The 16,618-nt window shown below is 68.9% G+C and carries 16 protein-coding genes; 10 read left to right on the forward strand and 6 right to left on the reverse strand.

Features of this window, described 5'->3' with window-relative positions; translation table 11 throughout:
• Positions 1 to 49 precede the first annotated feature (49 nt).
• The 5 genes from KXD96_RS19075 to KXD96_RS19095 all read left to right on the forward strand — a co-directional run bounded on the left by KXD96_RS19075 (position 50) and on the right by KXD96_RS19095 (position 5,442).
• Positions 50 to 958: an ACP S-malonyltransferase gene (locus KXD96_RS19075; protein ID WP_260738790.1), complete on the forward strand. Its 909-nt coding sequence runs from the start codon at positions 50 to 52 to the stop codon at positions 956 to 958.
• A gap of 81 nt (positions 959 to 1,039) precedes the next feature.
• A complete protein-coding gene (gene acpM, locus KXD96_RS19080; RefSeq protein ID WP_260738791.1) occupies positions 1,040 to 1,384 on the forward strand; it encodes a meromycolate extension acyl carrier protein AcpM in 345 nt (114 codons plus the stop codon).
• Positions 1,381 to 2,631: a 3-oxoacyl-ACP synthase KasA gene (gene kasA / locus KXD96_RS19085; protein WP_260738793.1), complete on the forward strand. Its 1,251-nt coding sequence runs from the start codon at positions 1,381 to 1,383 to the stop codon at positions 2,629 to 2,631. Before acpM ends, kasA begins: the two co-directional genes overlap by 4 nt.
• Before the next feature lie 83 nt (positions 2,632 to 2,714).
• Positions 2,715 to 3,974 (forward strand): 3-oxoacyl-ACP synthase KasB, encoded by a 1,260-nt coding sequence (gene kasB / locus KXD96_RS19090; protein ID WP_260738795.1) that lies wholly within the window; start codon positions 2,715 to 2,717, stop codon positions 3,972 to 3,974.
• A gap of 46 nt (positions 3,975 to 4,020) precedes the next feature.
• Positions 4,021 to 5,442, forward strand: a complete 1,422-nt coding sequence (locus KXD96_RS19095; protein ID WP_260738797.1) for an acyl-CoA carboxylase subunit beta — start codon at positions 4,021 to 4,023, stop codon at positions 5,440 to 5,442.
• A gap of 73 nt (positions 5,443 to 5,515) precedes the next feature.
• Here the strand turns inward: KXD96_RS19095 and KXD96_RS19100 are convergent, their stop codons facing one another.
• Positions 5,516 to 7,102: an FAD-dependent monooxygenase gene (locus KXD96_RS19100; RefSeq protein WP_260738799.1), complete on the reverse strand. Its 1,587-nt coding sequence runs from the start codon at positions 7,100 to 7,102 to the stop codon at positions 5,516 to 5,518.
• Positions 7,103 to 7,176: 74 nt separating this feature from the next.
• On the opposite strand from KXD96_RS19100, the gene KXD96_RS19105 reads away from it, so the two are divergent.
• Entirely contained in the window at positions 7,177 to 7,608 is a 432-nt protein-coding gene (locus KXD96_RS19105) for a nucleoside deaminase (RefSeq protein WP_260745452.1), read from the forward strand.
• Here KXD96_RS19105 and KXD96_RS19110 read toward each other — a convergent pair.
• Complete coding sequence (locus KXD96_RS19110; protein WP_260738800.1) at positions 7,605 to 9,146, reverse strand: glycerol-3-phosphate dehydrogenase/oxidase; 1,542 nt, start codon at positions 9,144 to 9,146, stop codon at positions 7,605 to 7,607. The genes KXD96_RS19105 and KXD96_RS19110 overlap by 4 nt on opposite strands.
• On the reverse strand, positions 9,143 to 9,718 hold the full coding sequence (locus tag KXD96_RS19115; protein ID WP_260738802.1) for a TetR/AcrR family transcriptional regulator: 576 nt from the start codon (positions 9,716 to 9,718) through the stop codon (positions 9,143 to 9,145). The genes KXD96_RS19110 and KXD96_RS19115 overlap by 4 nt, the downstream gene beginning before the upstream one ends.
• Positions 9,719 to 9,765: 47 nt before the next feature.
• Here KXD96_RS19115 and KXD96_RS19120 point away from each other — a divergent pair, with 47 nt between their 5' ends.
• On the forward strand, positions 9,766 to 11,346 hold the full coding sequence (locus tag KXD96_RS19120; RefSeq protein ID WP_260745453.1) for an FAD-binding oxidoreductase: 1,581 nt from the start codon (positions 9,766 to 9,768) through the stop codon (positions 11,344 to 11,346).
• Complete coding sequence (locus KXD96_RS19125; protein ID WP_260738803.1) at positions 11,343 to 12,251, forward strand: diacylglycerol kinase; 909 nt, start codon at positions 11,343 to 11,345, stop codon at positions 12,249 to 12,251. Before KXD96_RS19120 ends, KXD96_RS19125 begins: the two co-directional genes overlap by 4 nt.
• Positions 12,252 to 12,262: 11 nt before the next feature.
• On the opposite strand, the gene KXD96_RS19130 is transcribed toward KXD96_RS19125, so the two are convergent.
• The 3 genes from KXD96_RS19130 to KXD96_RS19140 form a co-directional block, all read right to left on the reverse strand.
• The gene (locus tag KXD96_RS19130; protein WP_260738805.1) at positions 12,263 to 12,775 is read right to left on the reverse strand and encodes a DUF3145 domain-containing protein; all 513 of its coding nucleotides are present in this window, start codon (positions 12,773 to 12,775) and stop codon (positions 12,263 to 12,265) included.
• 141 nt (positions 12,776 to 12,916) lie between these two features.
• A complete protein-coding gene (locus KXD96_RS19135) occupies positions 12,917 to 13,735 on the reverse strand; it encodes a serine hydrolase (RefSeq protein WP_260738806.1) in 819 nt (272 codons plus the stop codon).
• Complete coding sequence (locus KXD96_RS19140; protein WP_260738808.1) at positions 13,735 to 14,805, reverse strand: class I SAM-dependent methyltransferase; 1,071 nt, start codon at positions 14,803 to 14,805, stop codon at positions 13,735 to 13,737. The genes KXD96_RS19135 and KXD96_RS19140 overlap by 1 nt, the downstream gene beginning before the upstream one ends.
• A 32-nt stretch (positions 14,806 to 14,837) precedes the next feature.
• Between KXD96_RS19140 and KXD96_RS19145 the strand changes: the two genes are divergently transcribed.
• Both KXD96_RS19145 and KXD96_RS19150 read left to right on the forward strand, forming a co-directional pair.
• On the forward strand, positions 14,838 to 15,923 hold the full coding sequence (locus tag KXD96_RS19145; RefSeq protein ID WP_260738810.1) for an S-(hydroxymethyl)mycothiol dehydrogenase: 1,086 nt from the start codon (positions 14,838 to 14,840) through the stop codon (positions 15,921 to 15,923).
• Positions 15,923 to 16,546 (forward strand): MBL fold metallo-hydrolase, encoded by a 624-nt coding sequence (locus tag KXD96_RS19150; protein ID WP_260738813.1) that lies wholly within the window; start codon positions 15,923 to 15,925, stop codon positions 16,544 to 16,546. The genes KXD96_RS19145 and KXD96_RS19150 overlap by 1 nt, the downstream gene beginning before the upstream one ends.
• The last annotated feature ends 72 nt before the right edge of the window (positions 16,547 to 16,618 follow it).

Here is a 16,618-nt window from a genome sequence, read left to right on the forward strand (position 1 = left end):
TAATCTGTTACACCCGCCAAAACCGTTTCCACAGTGTTCTCTTAAACACGTGATCGCATTGCTTGCGCCCGGACAGGGCTCGCAGACCGAGGGGATGCTGGCGCCGTGGCTCGACCTGCCGGGCGCCGCAGACCAGCTCGACCTGTGGTCGAAGGCCAGCGGCCTCGACCTCGTCCGGCTGGGCACCACCGCGTCGACCGAGGAGATCACCGACACCGCGGTCACTCAGCCCCTGGTCGTCGCCGCCACCCTGCTGGCCCACCAGGAGCTCACCAAGCGCGGCCTGCTGGCCGACCAGGACCTCATCGTGGCCGGGCACTCCGTCGGCGAGATCGCGGCCTACGCGATCGCCGGTGTGATGGCCGCCGATGACGCCGTGGCGCTGGCCGCCACCCGGGGCGCCGAAATGGCCAAGGCGTGCGCCATCGAGCCGACCGGCATGTCCGCGGTGCTCGGCGGTGACGAGGCCGAGGTGCTGACCCGTCTCGAGCAGCTCGACCTGTTCCCCGCCAACCGCAACGCCGCCGGCCAGATCGTCGCCGCCGGCCCGCTGACGGCGCTGGAGAAGCTGGCCGAGGACCCGCCGGCCAAGGCCCGGGTCCGCGCGCTCGGCGTGGCCGGCGCGTTCCACACCAAGTACATGGCTCCGGCCCTCGACCGCTACGCCGCCGCGGCGGCCGCCGTCGAGACCTCCGAGCCCACCGCGACGCTGCTGTCGAACCGCGACGGACAGCCCGTCGCCTCCGCGGCCGCGGCGATGGACGCGCTGGTCGCCCAGCTGACCCAGCCGGTGCGCTGGGACCTGTGCACGGCGACCATGCGTGACCGGGAGATCACGGCGGCCGTGGAGTTCCCCCCCGCGGGCACTCTGACCGGCATCGCCAAACGCGAACTTCGGGGGGTTACCACCCGCGCCGTCAAGGCACCCGCAGACCTGGACGCACTGGCCGAACTCTAAAGCCGCATCCAGTACAACCACATAACGCTCTATAAGAACGCTCTGTTCGACCAACACAACACATCACGAAGGGAAGACGCTGTGGCCGTCAGCCAGGAAGAAATCATTGCCGGTATCGCGGAGATCATCGAAGAGGTCACCGGTATCGAGCCGTCCGAGGTCACCCCGGAGAAGTCGTTCGTCGACGACCTGGACATCGACTCGCTGTCGATGGTGGAGATCGCGGTGCAGACCGAGGACAAGTACGGCGTCAAGATCCCGGACGAGGACCTCGCCGGTCTGCGCACCGTCGGTGACGTCGTCTCCTACATCCAGAAGCTCGAGGAAGAGAACCCCGAGGCCGCCGAGGCCCTGCGCGCCAAGCTGGAGACGGAGAACCCCGAGGCCGTCGCCAACGTCAAGGCGAGGATGGAAGCGGACAAGTGAGCAAGCCTTCCACTGCTAATGGCGGTTACCCCAGCGTTGTGGTAACCGCTGTCACGGCGACGACGTCGATCGCGCCGGACATCGAGAGCACGTGGAAGGGATTGTTGGCCGGCGAAAGCGGCATCCACGTACTCGAAGACGAGTTCGTAACCAAGTGGGACCTGCCCGTCAAGATCGGCGGTCACCTCAAGGAGCCCATCGACGAGCACATGAGCCGGCTCGACCTGCGGCGCATGTCCTACGTCCAACGGTTGGCCAAGCTGCTCAGCACTCAGCTGTGGGAGACCGCCGGGAACCCGGAGCTCGACCCCGACCGGTTCTCGGTCGTGGTCGGCACCGGGCTCGGCGGCGCCGAAAGGATCGTGGAGAGCTACGACCTGATGAACGAGGGCGGCCCCCGCAAGGTGTCGCCGCTCGCCGTTCAGATGATCATGCCCAACGGCGCCGCGGCGGTGGTGGGCCTGCAGCTCGGGGCGCGTGCCGGGGTGATCACCCCGGTGTCGGCCTGCTCGTCGGGCTCCGAAGCGATCGCCCACGCCTGGCGCCAGATCGTCATGGGTGACGCCGACGTCGCCGTCTGCGGTGGCGTCGAGGGTCCCATCGAGGCGCTGCCCATCGCGGCGTTCTCCATGATGCGGGCCATGTCCACTCGCAACGACGAGCCCGAACGCGCGTCCAGGCCGTTCGACAAGGACCGCGACGGCTTCGTGTTCGGCGAGGCCGGGGCCATGATGCTCATCGAGACCGAGGAGCACGCCAAGGCCCGCGGCGCCAAGCCGCTGGCCCGGTTGATGGGCGCCGGCATCACTTCCGACGCGTTCCACATGGTGGCGCCGGCGCCGGACGGCGTGCGCGCCGGCCGGGCAATGCAACGGTCGCTCGAGTTGGCGGGCTTGTCCGCCAAGGACATCGACCACGTCAACGCCCACGGCACGGCGACACCGATCGGCGACACGGCCGAGGCCAACGCCATCCGGGTCGCCGGCTGCGAACAGGCGGCGGTGTACGCGCCGAAGTCGGCGCTGGGCCACTCCATCGGCGCGGTAGGCGCGCTGGAATCTGTCCTCACGGTATTGAGCCTTCGGGACGGCGTGATACCGCCAACACTGAACTACGAGACCCCAGATCCCGAGATCGACCTTGATGTTGTCGCGGGCGAACCTCGCTACGGCGATTTCCGTTACGCAATCAACAACTCGTTCGGATTCGGTGGCCACAACGTGGCGCTCGCCTTCGGGCGGTACTGAACCTGGATGGTGGCGACCCGCTTCGCCCGGCCTCGCCGGGCTCGCGATCACCACTAAGCACGGAAGGAACGTTCGCAAGACCCATGACAGAGCTGGTTACCGGGAAAACGCTCCCGAATGTGGTCGTCACCGGCGTCGCCATGACGACCGCACTGGCGACTGATGCCGAGACCACCTGGAAGTTGTTGCTGGACAGCCAAAGTGGTATCCGCAAGCTCGACGACCCGTTCGTCGAGGAGTTCGACCTGCCGGTGAAGATCGGCGGGCATCTGCAAGAGGAATTCGACAGCCAGATGACCCGCGTCGAGCTGCGCCGCACGGGTTATCTGCAGCGGATGTCCACCATCTTGAGCCGGCGGGTCTGGGAGAACGCCGGCTCACCCGAGGTCGACTCCGACCGCTTGATGGTCTCCATCGGCACCGGCTTGGGTTCGTCGGAGGAGATGGTCTTCAGCTACGACGACATGCGTGCCCGTGGCATGAAGGCGGTCTCCCCGCTCGGGGTGCAGAAGTACATGCCCAACGGGGCGGCCGCGGCGGTGGGTCTGGAACGGCACGCCAAGGCCGGTGTGATCACGCCCGTGTCGGCGTGCGCGTCCGGTTCCGAGGGCGTCGCGCAGGCGTGGCGCAACATCGTCTTCGGCGAGGCCGACATCGCGATCTGCGGTGGTGTCGAGACCAAGATCGAAGCGGTGCCGATCGCGGCGTTCGCCCAGATGCGCATCGTGATGTCGACGAAGAACGACGACCCGGCGGGCGCGTGCCGCCCGTTCGACCGGGACCGCACCGGCTTCGTGTTCGGCGAGGCGGGGGCGCTCATGGTGATCGAGACCGAGGAGCACGCCAAGGCTCGCGGGGCCAACATCCTGGCCCGCATCATGGGGGCCAGCATCACCTCGGACGGTTTCCACATGGTGGCGCCGGACCCCAACGGGCTGCGGGCCGGGCACGCGATGAGCCGGGCAATCCAGCTCGCCGGCCTGACGCCGGGCGACATCCACCACGTCAACGCGCACGCCACCGGTACGTCGGTGGGTGACGTCGCCGAGAGCAAGGCGATCAACAACGCGTTGGGCCCCCACGGCGGCAACGCGGCCGTCTACGCGCCGAAGGCGGCCCTGGGCCACTCGGTGGGCGCGGTGGGTGCCGTCGAGTCCATCCTGACCGTGCTCGCCCTGCGGGATCAGGTCGTTCCGCCGACGCTGAACCTGGAAAACCTCGACCCGGAAGTCGATCTGGACGTGGTGGCGGGCAAGCCGCGGCCGGGCAACTACGAGTACGCCATCAACAACTCGTTCGGATTCGGCGGCCACAACGTCGCGATCGCCTTCGGGCGGTACTGACCACCGCTTTCGCACCAGGAAGCACCCCCGGAACAGGAGACCTGCGATGACAATCATGGCCCCCGCGTCGGTCGGCGAGTCGCTCGACCCCAGGGACCCGTTGCTGCGTCTGAGCAACTTCTTCGACGAGGGCAGCGTGGAGCTGCTGCACGAGCGTGACCGCTCGGGTGTGCTTTCGGCGGCGGGCACCGTGAACGGTGTGCGCACCATCGCCTTCTGCACCGACGGAACCGTGATGGGCGGCGCCATGGGTATCGAGGGTTGTGCGCACATCGTCAACGCCTACGACACCGCCATCGAGGAGCAGAGCCCGATCGTGGGGATCTGGCACTCCGGCGGGGCGCGCCTGGCCGAGGGTGTGAAGGCGTTGCACGCGGTCGGCACGGTGTTCGAGGCGATGATCCGCGCGTCCGGATACGTCCCGCAGATCTCGGTGGTCGTCGGCTTCGCCGCCGGCGGCGCCGCCTACGGCCCCGCGCTGACCGACGTCATCGTGATGGCGCCGGAAAGTCGGGTGTTCGTCACCGGGCCCGACGTGGTGCGCAGCGTCACCGGCGAGGACGTCGACATGGCGTCCCTCGGCGGCCCGGAGACCCACCACAAGAAGTCCGGGGTGTGCCACATCGTCGCCGACGACGAGCTCGACGCCTACGCGCGTGGCCGCCGCCTCGTCGGATTGTTCTGCCAGCAAGGGCATTTCGACCGCAGCAAGGCCGAGGCCGGTGACACCGACATCCACGCGCTGCTGCCTGAATCGGCTCGGCGGGCTTATGACGTGCGTCCGATCGTGACCGCGATCCTGGACGACGAGACCCCGTTCGACGAGTTCCAGGCCAATTGGGCGCCGTCGATGGTGATCGGGCTGGGCCGGCTGTCCGGCCGCACCGTGGGCGTGCTGGCCAACAACCCGCTGCGGCTGGGCGGCTGCCTGAACTCCGAAAGCGCCGAGAAGGCAGCACGTTTCGTGCGTCTCTGCGACGCGTTCGGCATCCCGCTGATCGTGGTCGTCGACGTGCCGGGCTACCTGCCCGGTGTCGACCAGGAGTGGGGCGGGGTGGTGCGCCGCGGCGCGAAGTTGCTGCACGCGTTCGGCGAGTGCACGGTTCCGCGCGTCACGCTGGTGACCCGAAAGACCTACGGCGGGGCCTACATTGCGATGAACTCTCGGTCGCTCAACGCGACCAAGGTGTACGCCTGGCCGGACGCCGAGGTGGCGGTGATGGGCGCCAAGGCCGCCGTGGGCATCCTGCACAAGAAGAAGCTGGCCGCCGCGGCCGATCACGAGCGCGAAGCGCTGCACGACGAACTGGCGGCCGAGCACGAGAAGATCGCCGGCGGTGTGGACAGCGCCATCGAGATCGGTGTGGTCGACGAGAAGATCGACCCGTCGCACACCCGCAGCAAGCTCACCGAGGCGCTGGCCCAGGCGCCGGCGCGCCGCGGTCGCCACAAGAACATCCCGCTGTAAGGCAGCGCGCCGCAGCCTTTTTAGCGCGAGCGTAATCCCACTGCGAAAAATCACGCTTGAAACCGCAGTGTGGTTACGCTCGCGGAGCCGGGCGACCGAGAATCGTCGTCAGCGCCTGGCGCAGTGCGGCATTCGGGTCGTCAGGAAGCGCGTCGGCGCGCCACCCGACGAAATCATCCGGGCGAACCAGCAGCGCCCCTTCAGGAGCGAGTCCGGTGACTGCCGCCCACTCGTCGCCGCAGACGCGGTGCGCGGGCACCGACGCCGAAGCCGCGGCGGCACACCAGCGCTCGTCGCCGGTGAGCACCGTGAATCCCGAGCCCAGCAGGTCGAGCGTCGACATACCGTCGCGCACCCACACGTGCGGGACCCGGGTGCCGGGTTGACCGCGCAACTCCGAGACCAGTTGCACCGCGTCCGGCTCGGTCGAACCGTTCACAATCGCCGCCGAGCCGTACCGATATCCGATGAGCAGTTCGAACATCGAGCACTCTTCCTCGGCCGGCAATTGCGGGCGGCCCTCGCTCAGGGGAAGCACGGCAAGGCTCGGGCCGGTCAGCGACTGGCGCGCGGCGAACCGCCCCACCGGGTGACGTTCGGCGTGATAGGTGTCCAGCAGCGCCGGTGCGGCCGTCCCGTCCAATACGGCGGCCAGCTTCCAGGCCAGATTGTGCGCACTCTGGATGGCGGTGTTGGCCCCACCGGCCTTGAACGGCGGCATCGTGTGCGCCGAGTCGCCGACGAGAAATACTCGGCCGCAGCGGAATCGGTCGGCCACCTGCTCGTGCGGCTGCCACGCCGCCACCTCGATGACGTCGATATCGATGGGCTCACCGATCGCCTTGACCAGCAGCTCGCGGCAGCGTCGCGGTGTGAACTGGTCGGCCGTCTCGCCTTTGCCGGGGAAATACGTGGTGATGAACATCCCCAGCTCGCCGTCGACCACCAGGAAGATGCCGTCCACGTCGGCGTTCTTGGTCTGCACGGCGTCGCCGTCGGACAGGTGCGAGACGAACTTCGTCCAGGGCGCCCGGAAATAGATGAAGACGACGAAGATCGGTAGCGCGCCATAACCGGACGTGTTGATGCCCAACCAATTTCGGATCGGGCTGTGCACACCGTCGGCGCCGACGAGGTAGTCGGCGCGGACGGTGTCGGACTCCCCGGTGTCCCGATCGCGCACCACCGCGGTGACGCCCGCCCCGTCCTGCTCGAGCGACGAAAGCTCCGTCCCGTACCGCACCTCGCCGCCCCGGCGGCGCGTGTCGGCAAGCAGGATGGGCTCGAGCCTGCTCTGCGGGCAGTATTGCGCCGCCGGCTCGGGGCTCAGGTGGTCAAGGCCCGTGAAGATGGCGTTGACGTCGATGGCCAGGCGCTTCTCGGCGCTGTTGAGCGCCGGTTTGACCATGATGCCCGAAACATGGTCGGCGACCGCGTGCACCTCGTCGCCAAGTCCCAGGCCGCGCAGGATTTCCAGGCTGCGGAAGCTCAGATTGCGGGCCTTCGGATAGATGAACACCTCGCGCCGCTTCTCGACCAGCAGCGAGTGAACACCGTGCTTGGCCAGCAGCGCCGAAGTGGCGAGGCCGGCGGCGCCGGCGCCGACGATGAGGACGGGAATTCGCGTGGACGTCACCGACAAAATGATAGTCACTATCATTCGATATTTACAGTCAGAATCGAGCCCAAATCGGCCTGGTGAAAGATGGGTCCATGACTCTCTCGGCGGCGGCGATGCTGGACGTCGCGTTCGACGAGGCGCGGGCCGGGCTGGCGGAGGGCGGCATCCCGATCGGGGCCGCGTTGTTCACTGCGGACGGCGCGCTGCTGGGCCGCGGCCGCAACCGCCGTGTGCAGCAAGGCGATCCGTCGCTGCACGCCGAGGTCGACGCGTTTCGTGCGGCCGGCCGACAGCGCGACTACCGCTCCACGCTCATGGTGACGACGCTCTCGCCGTGCTGGTACTGCAGTGGCCTGGTGCGCCAGTTCAACATCGGTTCGCTGTTGGTCGGCGAATGCCGGACGTTCAGCGGCGGGCATGAGTGGCTGGCCGGCAACGGGGTCAAGGTCACGGTGCTCGACGACGACCGCTGCGCGGCGATGATGCGGGCGTTCATCGCCGAGCATCCCGACCTCTGGCACGAGGACATCGGCCTGGCGCCTTAGCCGAAGCGCGCCACGAACTCCTCGGCCACCGGCACCGCCCGCTCGCGATCGGATTCCACCAACCCGATGCGGGTCCGCCGATCCACGATGTCGGAGACGTCCAGCGCGCCCTCATGGGTGATCGCATACTCGAATTCCGCACGGGTGACGTCGATGCCCTCGGCGACCGGCTCGGTCGGGCGATTGCAGGTGGCGGTGGCGACGACATTGGCCGCCTCGGCGCCGTACCGCTGCACCAGCGATGCCGGCAACCCGGCGCCCGCAACCGAACTGGCTCCGGGATTGGCGGGCGCCCCGACCAACGGCAGGTCGTGGGTCCGGCACTTCGCGGCGCGCAGCCGCCGCAGGCTGACGGCGCGGTCCAGCACATCCTTTGCCATGTACCGGTATTCGGTCAGCTTGCCCCCGATCACGCTGATGATCCCGGACGCCGACTCGACGACCGCGTGTTCGCGCGAGACGTCGGCGGTGCGACCCTCGCCGGTGTCGATCAGCGGCCGCAGCCCCGCGTAGGCGCCGATGACGTCGGCCGGGCCGAGCGCTGCCCCCAACGCGGTGTTGACCGTGTCGAGCAAGAACGCGACCTCGTCGGTCGACGGCGTGGGCACGTCCGGGATCGGCCCGGGGGCGGCTTCGTCGGTCAGCCCCAGGTAGACCCGCCCTAGTTGCTCGGGCATGGCGAACACGAATCGGTTCAGCTCGCCGGGGATCGGAATCGTCAGCGCCGCAGTGGGATTCCCGAAAGCGTCGGCGTCGAAAACCAGGTGGGTGCCGCGGCTGGGCCGCAGCCGCAACAAGCCGTCGATCTCGGCCGCCCACACCCCGGCCGCGTTGATGACCGCCCGCGCCGAGACATCGAACGATTGCCCCGTGCGCTGGTCGGTCAGCCGCACCGAGGTGCCGGTCGCCTTCGACGCCGCCACGTAGGTCAGGATCCGCGCCCCGTGCTGCGCGGCGGTGCGCGCGACCGCGGTGACCAACCGGGCGTCGTCGATCAATTGCCCGTCGTAGGCCAGCAGGCCCCCGTCCAGCCCCGCACGACGAACCGTGGGCGCCAGCTGCACGACGCGCTCGGGCCCGATCCGGCGCGACCGGGGCAGGGTCGACGACGGCGTGCCGGCAAGCATCCGCAGCGCGTCGCCGGCCAGGAATCCCGCGCGCACCAGCGCGCGGTTGCCCCGGCTCATCGACGGCAGCAGCGGAACCAGTTGCGGCATCGCGCGAACGAGATGAGGCGCGTTGCGGGTCATCAGGATTCCGCGCTCGATCGCGCTGCGGCGGGCGATGCCCACGTTCCCGCTCGCCAGGTAGCGCAGGCCGCCGTGGACCAGTTTCGAACTCCAGCGGCTGGTGCCGAACGCCAGGTCGTGCTTTTCCACCAGCGCCACCCGCAGCCCCCGCGCCGCCGCGTCCAAGGCGATGCCGGCCCCGGTGATGCCGCCGCCGATCACGAGCACGTCCAACGGCTCGCCGTCGGCCAGGGCGGTCAGGTCGGCCGCGCGGCGCGCGGCGTTCAGCGACGTGGGGTCGGGTATCACGACAGGTACCCGTTCAGCGAGTAGGCGAGTTCGCCGGCCAGCGTCTCGGCGTCCAGGATCGGTTCGACGATCTGCGCCGACTGAATGGTCGACTGGGCGATCAGCAATACCATGGTGGCCATCTGGACGGGGTCGCCGGCGCGGACGCTGCCGTTGCGCTGGGCCACCCGCAGCCGGGCGGCGAGGGCGTCGATCAGCATGTGCTGGCTCGTTCCTAGGCGTTCGGTGATGTATATCGGGGCGAGCTCGGAGTGCAGCACCGACATGACGAGCCGGTCCTGGCGCAGCAGGTTGGCCACCGTAACTATCTGTCGCACAAGCGATTCCCGGTCGTCGCCGAGCAGCGGCGCCTCGCGCATCACCTCGGTGACGTGGCGGGTCAACAGCGCCGCCACGATCGAGGGCGTGTCCGGCCAGCGCCGGTACACCGTGGGCCGGCTGACGCCGGCGCGCCGGGCGATTTCCGCTAGCGTCACCCGGTCCACCCCGAAATCGACCACACAGCTGGCTGCTGCCGCGAGGATGCGCTCCCCCGTGTCCACCGGAACGCGTGCGTTACTAATTGACAGCATGTGTAATACTGTAACGCATGATGCGACGCGAGGGCCTCCTTCCCCCGATGAAGTGGAACGCGTGGGGAGATCCCGCCGCGGCCAAGCCGCTCTCCGAAGGGATCCGCGCGTTGCTGAAACAGGTCGTGGGCGTGGAAGATTCCGGCGCCGCCGAGCTACAACCCGATCAGGTGCGCCTGCGCCCGTCGGCGTTGCCGGAGGCACACCGCGACGGGCTGGCCGAGATCGTCGGGGCGGCGTACTGCCGCACCGACGATCGGGATCGGTTGCTGCACGCCGGCGGGAAGTCCACGATCGACCTGCTGCGCCGCAAGGACACCGGCGTGCAGGACGCGCCCGACGCCGTCTTGCTGCCGGACGACGAGGACGCCGTCGCCACGATCCTGCGCTACTGCTCCTACCACCGCATCGCCGTCGTTCCGTTCGGCGGCGGCACCAGCGTGGTCGGCGGTCTGGATCCCATCCGCGGTGAGTTCCAGGCCGTGGTGTCCCTCGATCTGCGCCGCCTCGACCAACTGATCTCCCTCGACGAAGTCTCCGGTCAGGCCGTCTTCGGGGCCGGCGTCACCGGCCCGGACGCGGAGAGATTGCTTGGTGCCCAGAGTTTTTCGCTCGGGCATTTCCCGCAGAGCTTCGAATACGCGACGATCGGCGGCTTCGCCGCGACCCGCTCGTCCGGGCAGGGCTCTGCAGGCTATGGCCGGTTCAACGACATGGTGCGCGGCCTGCGCATGGTCACCCCGGTGGGCATCATGGACCTGGGCCGCGCGCCCGAGTCCGCCGCGGGCCCCGACCTGCGTCAGTTGATGATCGGCTCGGAGGGCGCTTTTGGGGTCGTCACCCGGGTGCGGCTGCGCGTGCACCGCGTCCCCGAAGCCGTCCGCTACGAGGCGTGGTCCTTCCCCGACTTCGAGACCGGCGCCGCGGCCCTGCGCGCCGTCACCCAAACCGCTACCGGCCCCACCGTCATCCGGCTTTCCGACGAGGCCGAGACGGGCGTCAACCTGGCCACCACCGAGGCGATCGGCGAAAGCCAGATCACCGGCGGCTGCCTGGGCATCACCGTGTTCGAGGGCACCGAGGAACACGTCGAAAGCCGGCACGCCGAAACCAGCGCCCTGCTAACGGCCCAGGGCGGGACGTCGCTGGGCGAAGCGCCGGCGCGGGCCTGGGAATACGGCCGGTTCGGCGCGCCGTATCTGCGCGACTCGCTGCTCTCGGCGGGTGCGCTCTGCGAGACGCTCGAGACGGCCACCGACTGGTCCAACATCCCCGCACTCAAAGCCGCTGTGACCCAAGCGCTTACCGATGCACTGGCCGAGACTGGCACCCCGGCGTTGGTGATGTGCCACATCTCCCACGTCTATCCCACCGGCGCGTCGTTGTACTTCACGGTGGTCGCCGGCCAGCGCGGCAATCCGATCGAACAATGGCAGGCCGCGAAAAGGGCCGCGTGCGACGCCATCATGGCCACCGGCGGAACGATCACCCACCACCACGCGGTCGGCGCCGACCACCGGCCCTGGATGACTGACGAGGTGGGCGAGCTGGGGGTGCAGGTCCTGCGCGCGGTCAAGGCGACCCTGGACCCGGCTGGAATCCTCAACCCCGGCAAGCTAATTCCATGACCCGGCGCGAGATCGCGAAGGTGATCGCGCTGACCAATCCGGTCTCGGGGCACGGCGCGGCGATCCGGGCCGCGCAGCTCGCGATCACCCGGCTGCACCACCGCGGGGTGGAGGTCGTCGAGATCATCGGCGACGACGCGCAAGACGCGCGACACCTGGTGAGCGCGGCGCTCGAGAAGGGCGCCGACGCGGTGATGGTGACCGGCGGCGACGGCGTCGTCTCCAACGCGCTGCAAGTGCTCGCCGGCACCGACGTCCCGCTGGGCATCGTGGCGGCGGGCACCGGCAACGACCACGCCCGCGAATTCGGGCTTCCCACCAAGGATCCCGAAGCCGCCGCGGACATCATCGTCGACGGCTGCACCGAAACCATCGATCTGGGGCGGATTCGCGACAGCGACGGGGTCAACAAATGGTTCGGCACCGTGGCCGCCGCCGGATTCGACTCCCTGGTGACCGACCGGGCCAACCGAATGCGCTGGCCGCATGGCCGGTTGCGGTACTACCTCGCGATGCTCGCCGAGCTGTCGCAGCTGCGGCTCTTGCCGTTCCGCATGGTGCTCGACGGGACGCGCGAGATCGATGCCGACATCACGCTGGCGGCCTTCGGCAATACCCGCAGCTACGGCGGGGGCATGCTGATCTGTCCCCATGCCGATCCCACCGACGGCCTGCTCGACATCACCATGGTGCACGAGGCGTCGCGGACCAAGCTGGTGCGCCTGTTCCCCACCGTGATGAAAGGCACCCACGTCAACCTCGACGAGGTGAGCACGACGCGCGCGCAAACGGTCCACGTCGAGTGCCCCGGTATCAACGTCTACGCCGACGGCGACTTCGCGTGCTCGCTGCCCGCGGAGATCACCGCGGTTCCGGGCGCGCTGCGGATCCTGCGCCGGGGCTGAGGGCCTGCCGCCTAGCCCACTCCCCGGCTGAGCCAGGACACCTCGCCGGCCTCGCCGCCGTCGCGGTACGCCTCGAGCGCGTCGTCCCACGCCGTTCCCAGCACCGTGTCCAGCTCGGCGGCCAGGGTGTCGGCGCCGTGCGCCATCAGCGTCCGCAGCCGCATCTCCCCGACCATCACGTCGCCGTTGGCGCTCATCGCCCCGCTCCACAGCCCGAGCTGCGGGGTGTGGCTGAACCGCTGGCCGTCGACTCCGGGGCTGGGATCCTCGGTGACCTCGAACCGCAGCACCGACCAGGAGCGCAGGGCGTTGGCCAGCCTCGCGCCGGTGCCCACGGGCCCCACCCAGTTGGTGACCGCGCGCAGCTGTCCGGGCATGGCCGGCTGCGGCGTCCACGTGAGATTGGCCTTCGACCCGAGGGTCGACGACAACGCCCACTCGACATGCGGGCATACCGCCGCCGGCGAGGCGTGCACGTACACCACGCCAGTCGTCACGTCGGCGAATTGATTCGACGCACGCATTTCCTGCTCCTTCGGTTCCACGAGGGACGTCTTCCCCAACGACCTGGTGGGACCTGGCAAGCAGGATGTCTAACTATTTTGTGTGTCGTGCGTGTCTATTGTGCCTCGTGATACCCGTGTTGCGCTAGTGTGCATTTTTCCTTAGCCGTATTCGGCGATCACGGCGTCGGAAATCGCGGGCCACGGCTGCAGCGCCCACTCCCCGAAATCGCGGTTGGTGAGGGCCACCAGAGCCAGGTCCCGTTTGGGATCTGCCCAAATGAAACCACCCGCCTGGCCGAAATGGCCGTAGGTTCGCGGCGAGTTGCGCGTGCCGGTCCAGTGCGGCGATTTCGCGTCCCTGATCTCGAAGCCCAGGCCCCAGTCGTTGGGCCGCTGGACGCCGTAGCCGGGCAGCACGCCGTCCAGGCCGGGAAATTGCACCGTCGTCGCCTCGGCGTGCAGTTGGGCCGAGACGGTCACCGGGCGCAACAGGTCCCCGGCGAATTTCGCCAGGTCAGCCACCGTGGATGTCACCCCGAACCCGGCGGCCTGCGCGCCGCCGTCCAGCCGGGTGGCCGCCATTCCGAGGGGTTCGCAGACCGCCTCGGCCAGGTAGCGACCGAACTCGATGCCGGACTCGCGCTCCACGGTCTGAGCCAGCACGGTGAAGCCGTGGTTGGAGTAGATGCGCCGGGTTCCGGGGGCGGCCAGCACGTGATCGTTGTGCAGGGCCAGCCCCGACGCGTGCGCCAGCAGGTGGCGGACGGTGGCGCCGGGCGGGCCGGCGGCCGTCTCCAGGTCGACGACGCCCTCTTCGACGGCGACCTGCGCGGCCCGGGCCACCAGCGGCTTGGTCACCGAGGCCAGCTGGAACACCCGTCCGGTGTCGCCGTGGCTGGCCAGCACCCCGTCGGGTCCGATCACCGCCGCGGCGGCGGCCTCGACCGGCCAGTCCGCCAGCGCATCGAGCGGGGCCATCACTTCCTGGCGATGTAGTAGTTGTTGATCGGGTCCGACTCGATCTCGCTGACCCGCACGTCGCCGAATCCGGCATCGGTCAGCATCGAGGTGGCCAGCTGCGTGCCCCAGGCGGTGCCCAGTCCGGCGCCTTCGGCCGCCAGCGACACCGTCATGCAGTGCATCAACGACGTGGTGTAGAGGTAGGTGCTCATCGGGACGCCGACGTTGTCCTCCAGCTGGCTGGAGGCCTTGATGTCGGCCATCAGCAACACACCGCCGGGCCGCAGCGCGCGGTAGATGTTCTCCAGCACGCGCGCCGGCTGCGCCTGGTCGTGGATGGCGTCGAAGACCGTGATGACGTCGTACTCGGCCACCTTGTCGAGTTCGGACAGGTTGTGGCTTTCGAAGCCCGCGTTGGTCAGGCCGAGGCCGGCCGCCTCCCGGATGCCGGCCGCGATGGCCTCGTCGGAGAAGTCGATGCCGGTGAACCGGCTCGCGGGGAACGCCTGGGCCATCACGTTGATCGCGTGACCGCTGCCGCAGCCGAAGTCGGCCACGTCGGCTCCGGACCGCAGGCGCTCGACGAGGCCGTCGACCAACGGCAACACCACGTCGACGAGCGCGTTGTCGAACACCGCGGCGCTCTGCTCGGCCATCAGCATGTGGAAGCGCGGGTATTCGCTGTAGGGCAGCCCGCCCCCCTGGCGGAAGCAGTCGATGATTTTCTGTTCGACCTCGCCGAGCAGCGGGATGAACATCGCCGCCAGGGCCAGGTTGTCGGGCCCGGCCGCCCTGGTCAGCACGCGGGCGCGGTGGGCGGGCAATGAATAGGTGGCCGCGCCGGCGTCGTAGTGGACGACGTGCCCGGTGGCCATGCCGGCCAGCCACTCCCGCACGTAGCGCTCGTCGAGGCCGGCGGCGTCGGCGATCTGCGCGCTGGTGGAGGGTGGAAGTGAGGCCATCGTGTCAAGCAGGCCGGTCTGATGTCCGATGCTCAGCAACAGCGCCAGGCTGGCGCCGTCGATGGCCGCGACCATCCGTCCGGCGAACTCGTCACTGGTTTCCGCGGCGATCTCGGGTGCCGTCATGGTCAGCGACGGTACACCGTAGGTTGGTGGCCATGAGTCAGACAGTGCGCGGCGTGATTTCACGAAAGAAGGGTGAACCCGTCGAATTGGTGGACATCGTCGTCCCGGACCCGGGGCCCGGCGAGGCCCTGGTCGACGTCATCGCCTGCGGGGTGTGCCACACCGACCTGACCTACCGCGAGGGCGGCATCAACGACGAGTACCCGTTCCTGCTCGGCCACGAGGCCGCCGGCCGGGTCGAGGCGGTAGGGCCCGGCGTGACCGCGGTCGAGCCGGGCGACTTCGTGATCCTGAACTGGCGGGCCGTCTGCGGCCAGTGCCGGGCCTGCAAGCGCGGCCGCCCGCACCTGTGCTTCGACACCTTCAACGCCGCCCAGAAGATGACGCTGACCGACGGCACGGAGCTGACACCCGCGCTGGGCATCGGCGCGTTCGCCGACAAGACGCTGGTGCACGCCGGCCAGTGCACCAAGGTCGATCCCGCCGCCGACCCTGCCGTCGCGGGCCTGCTCGGCTGCGGGCTGATGGCCGGCATCGGCGCGGCGATCAACACCGGCGGCATCACGCGCGACGACACCGTCGCGGTGATCGGCTGCGGCGGCGTCGGCGATGCCGCGATCGCCGGCGCCGCTCTGGTCGGGGCCAGGCGGATCATCGCGGTGGACACCGACGACACCAAACTGGACTGGGCCCGCAAGTTCGGCGCCACCCACACCATCAACGCCCGCCAGGGCGACGTCGTCGAGGCGATCCAGGACCTCACCGACGGGTTCGGGGTGAACGTGGCGATCGACGCCGTCGGCCGGCCCGAGACCTGGAAGCAGGCCTTCTACGCCCGCGACCTCGCGGGAACCGTTGTGCTGGTGGGTGTTCCGACGCCCGACATGAAGCTGGAAATGCCGCTGGTCGACTTCTTCAGCCATGGCGGGGCGCTGAAGTCGTCGTGGTACGGCGATTGCCTGCCCGAACGCGACTTCCCCACGCTGATCGACCTGTACCTGCAGGGAAGGCTCCCGCTGGAGCAGTTCGTCTCCGAGCGCATCGGCCTCGGTGACGTCGAGGAAGCCTTACACAAGATGCACGGGGGCAAGGTGTTGCGTTCGGTGGTGATGCTCTGATGGTGAACATCGAGCGGGTGGTGACCCACGGCACGTTCGAATTGGACGGCGGCAGTTGGGAAGTCGACAACAACATCTGGCTGATCGGCGACAATTCCAACGTCGTGGTGTTCGACGCCGCCCACGACGCGGCACCGATCGTCGAGGCCGTGGCCGGGCGCCACGTGGTCGCGGTGGTGTGCACGCACGGCCACAACGACCACGTCACGGTCGCGCCGGAACTGGGCAAGACCCTCGACGCGCCGGTGCTGCTGCATCCGGCCGACGAGGTGCTGTGGCGAATGACGCATCCCGACAGCGGCTTTCGTTCTTTGTGCGACGGCGAGACGCTGAGCGTGGGTGGGACGGAACTGCGGGCGATGCACACCCCGGGCCACTCCCCCGGATCGGTGTGTTGGTACTCGCACGACCTGGGTGTGGTGTTCAGTGGCGACACCCTGTTCTCCGGCGGCCCAGGCGCGACCGGCCGCTCGTATTCGGATTTCCCGACGATCCTGCAGTCCATCTCCGAGCGGCTGGGCAAGCTACCCGGCGAGACGGTGGTGCACACCGGCCACGGCGACAGCACCACCGTCGGCGACGAAATCGTCCACTACGAGGAGTGGGTGGCCCGCGGGCATTAAGCGTTCGTCGCGAGACGCCCAGTCACATCCGCCACACCAGTACCTGTTTACGACCACCATGCGGTCGTCGAA

Origin of the sequence: Mycobacterium sp. SMC-2 (assembly GCF_025263485.1) — a bacterium.
In the GTDB taxonomy this organism is placed as follows: Bacteria; Actinomycetota; Actinomycetes; order Mycobacteriales; family Mycobacteriaceae; genus Mycobacterium.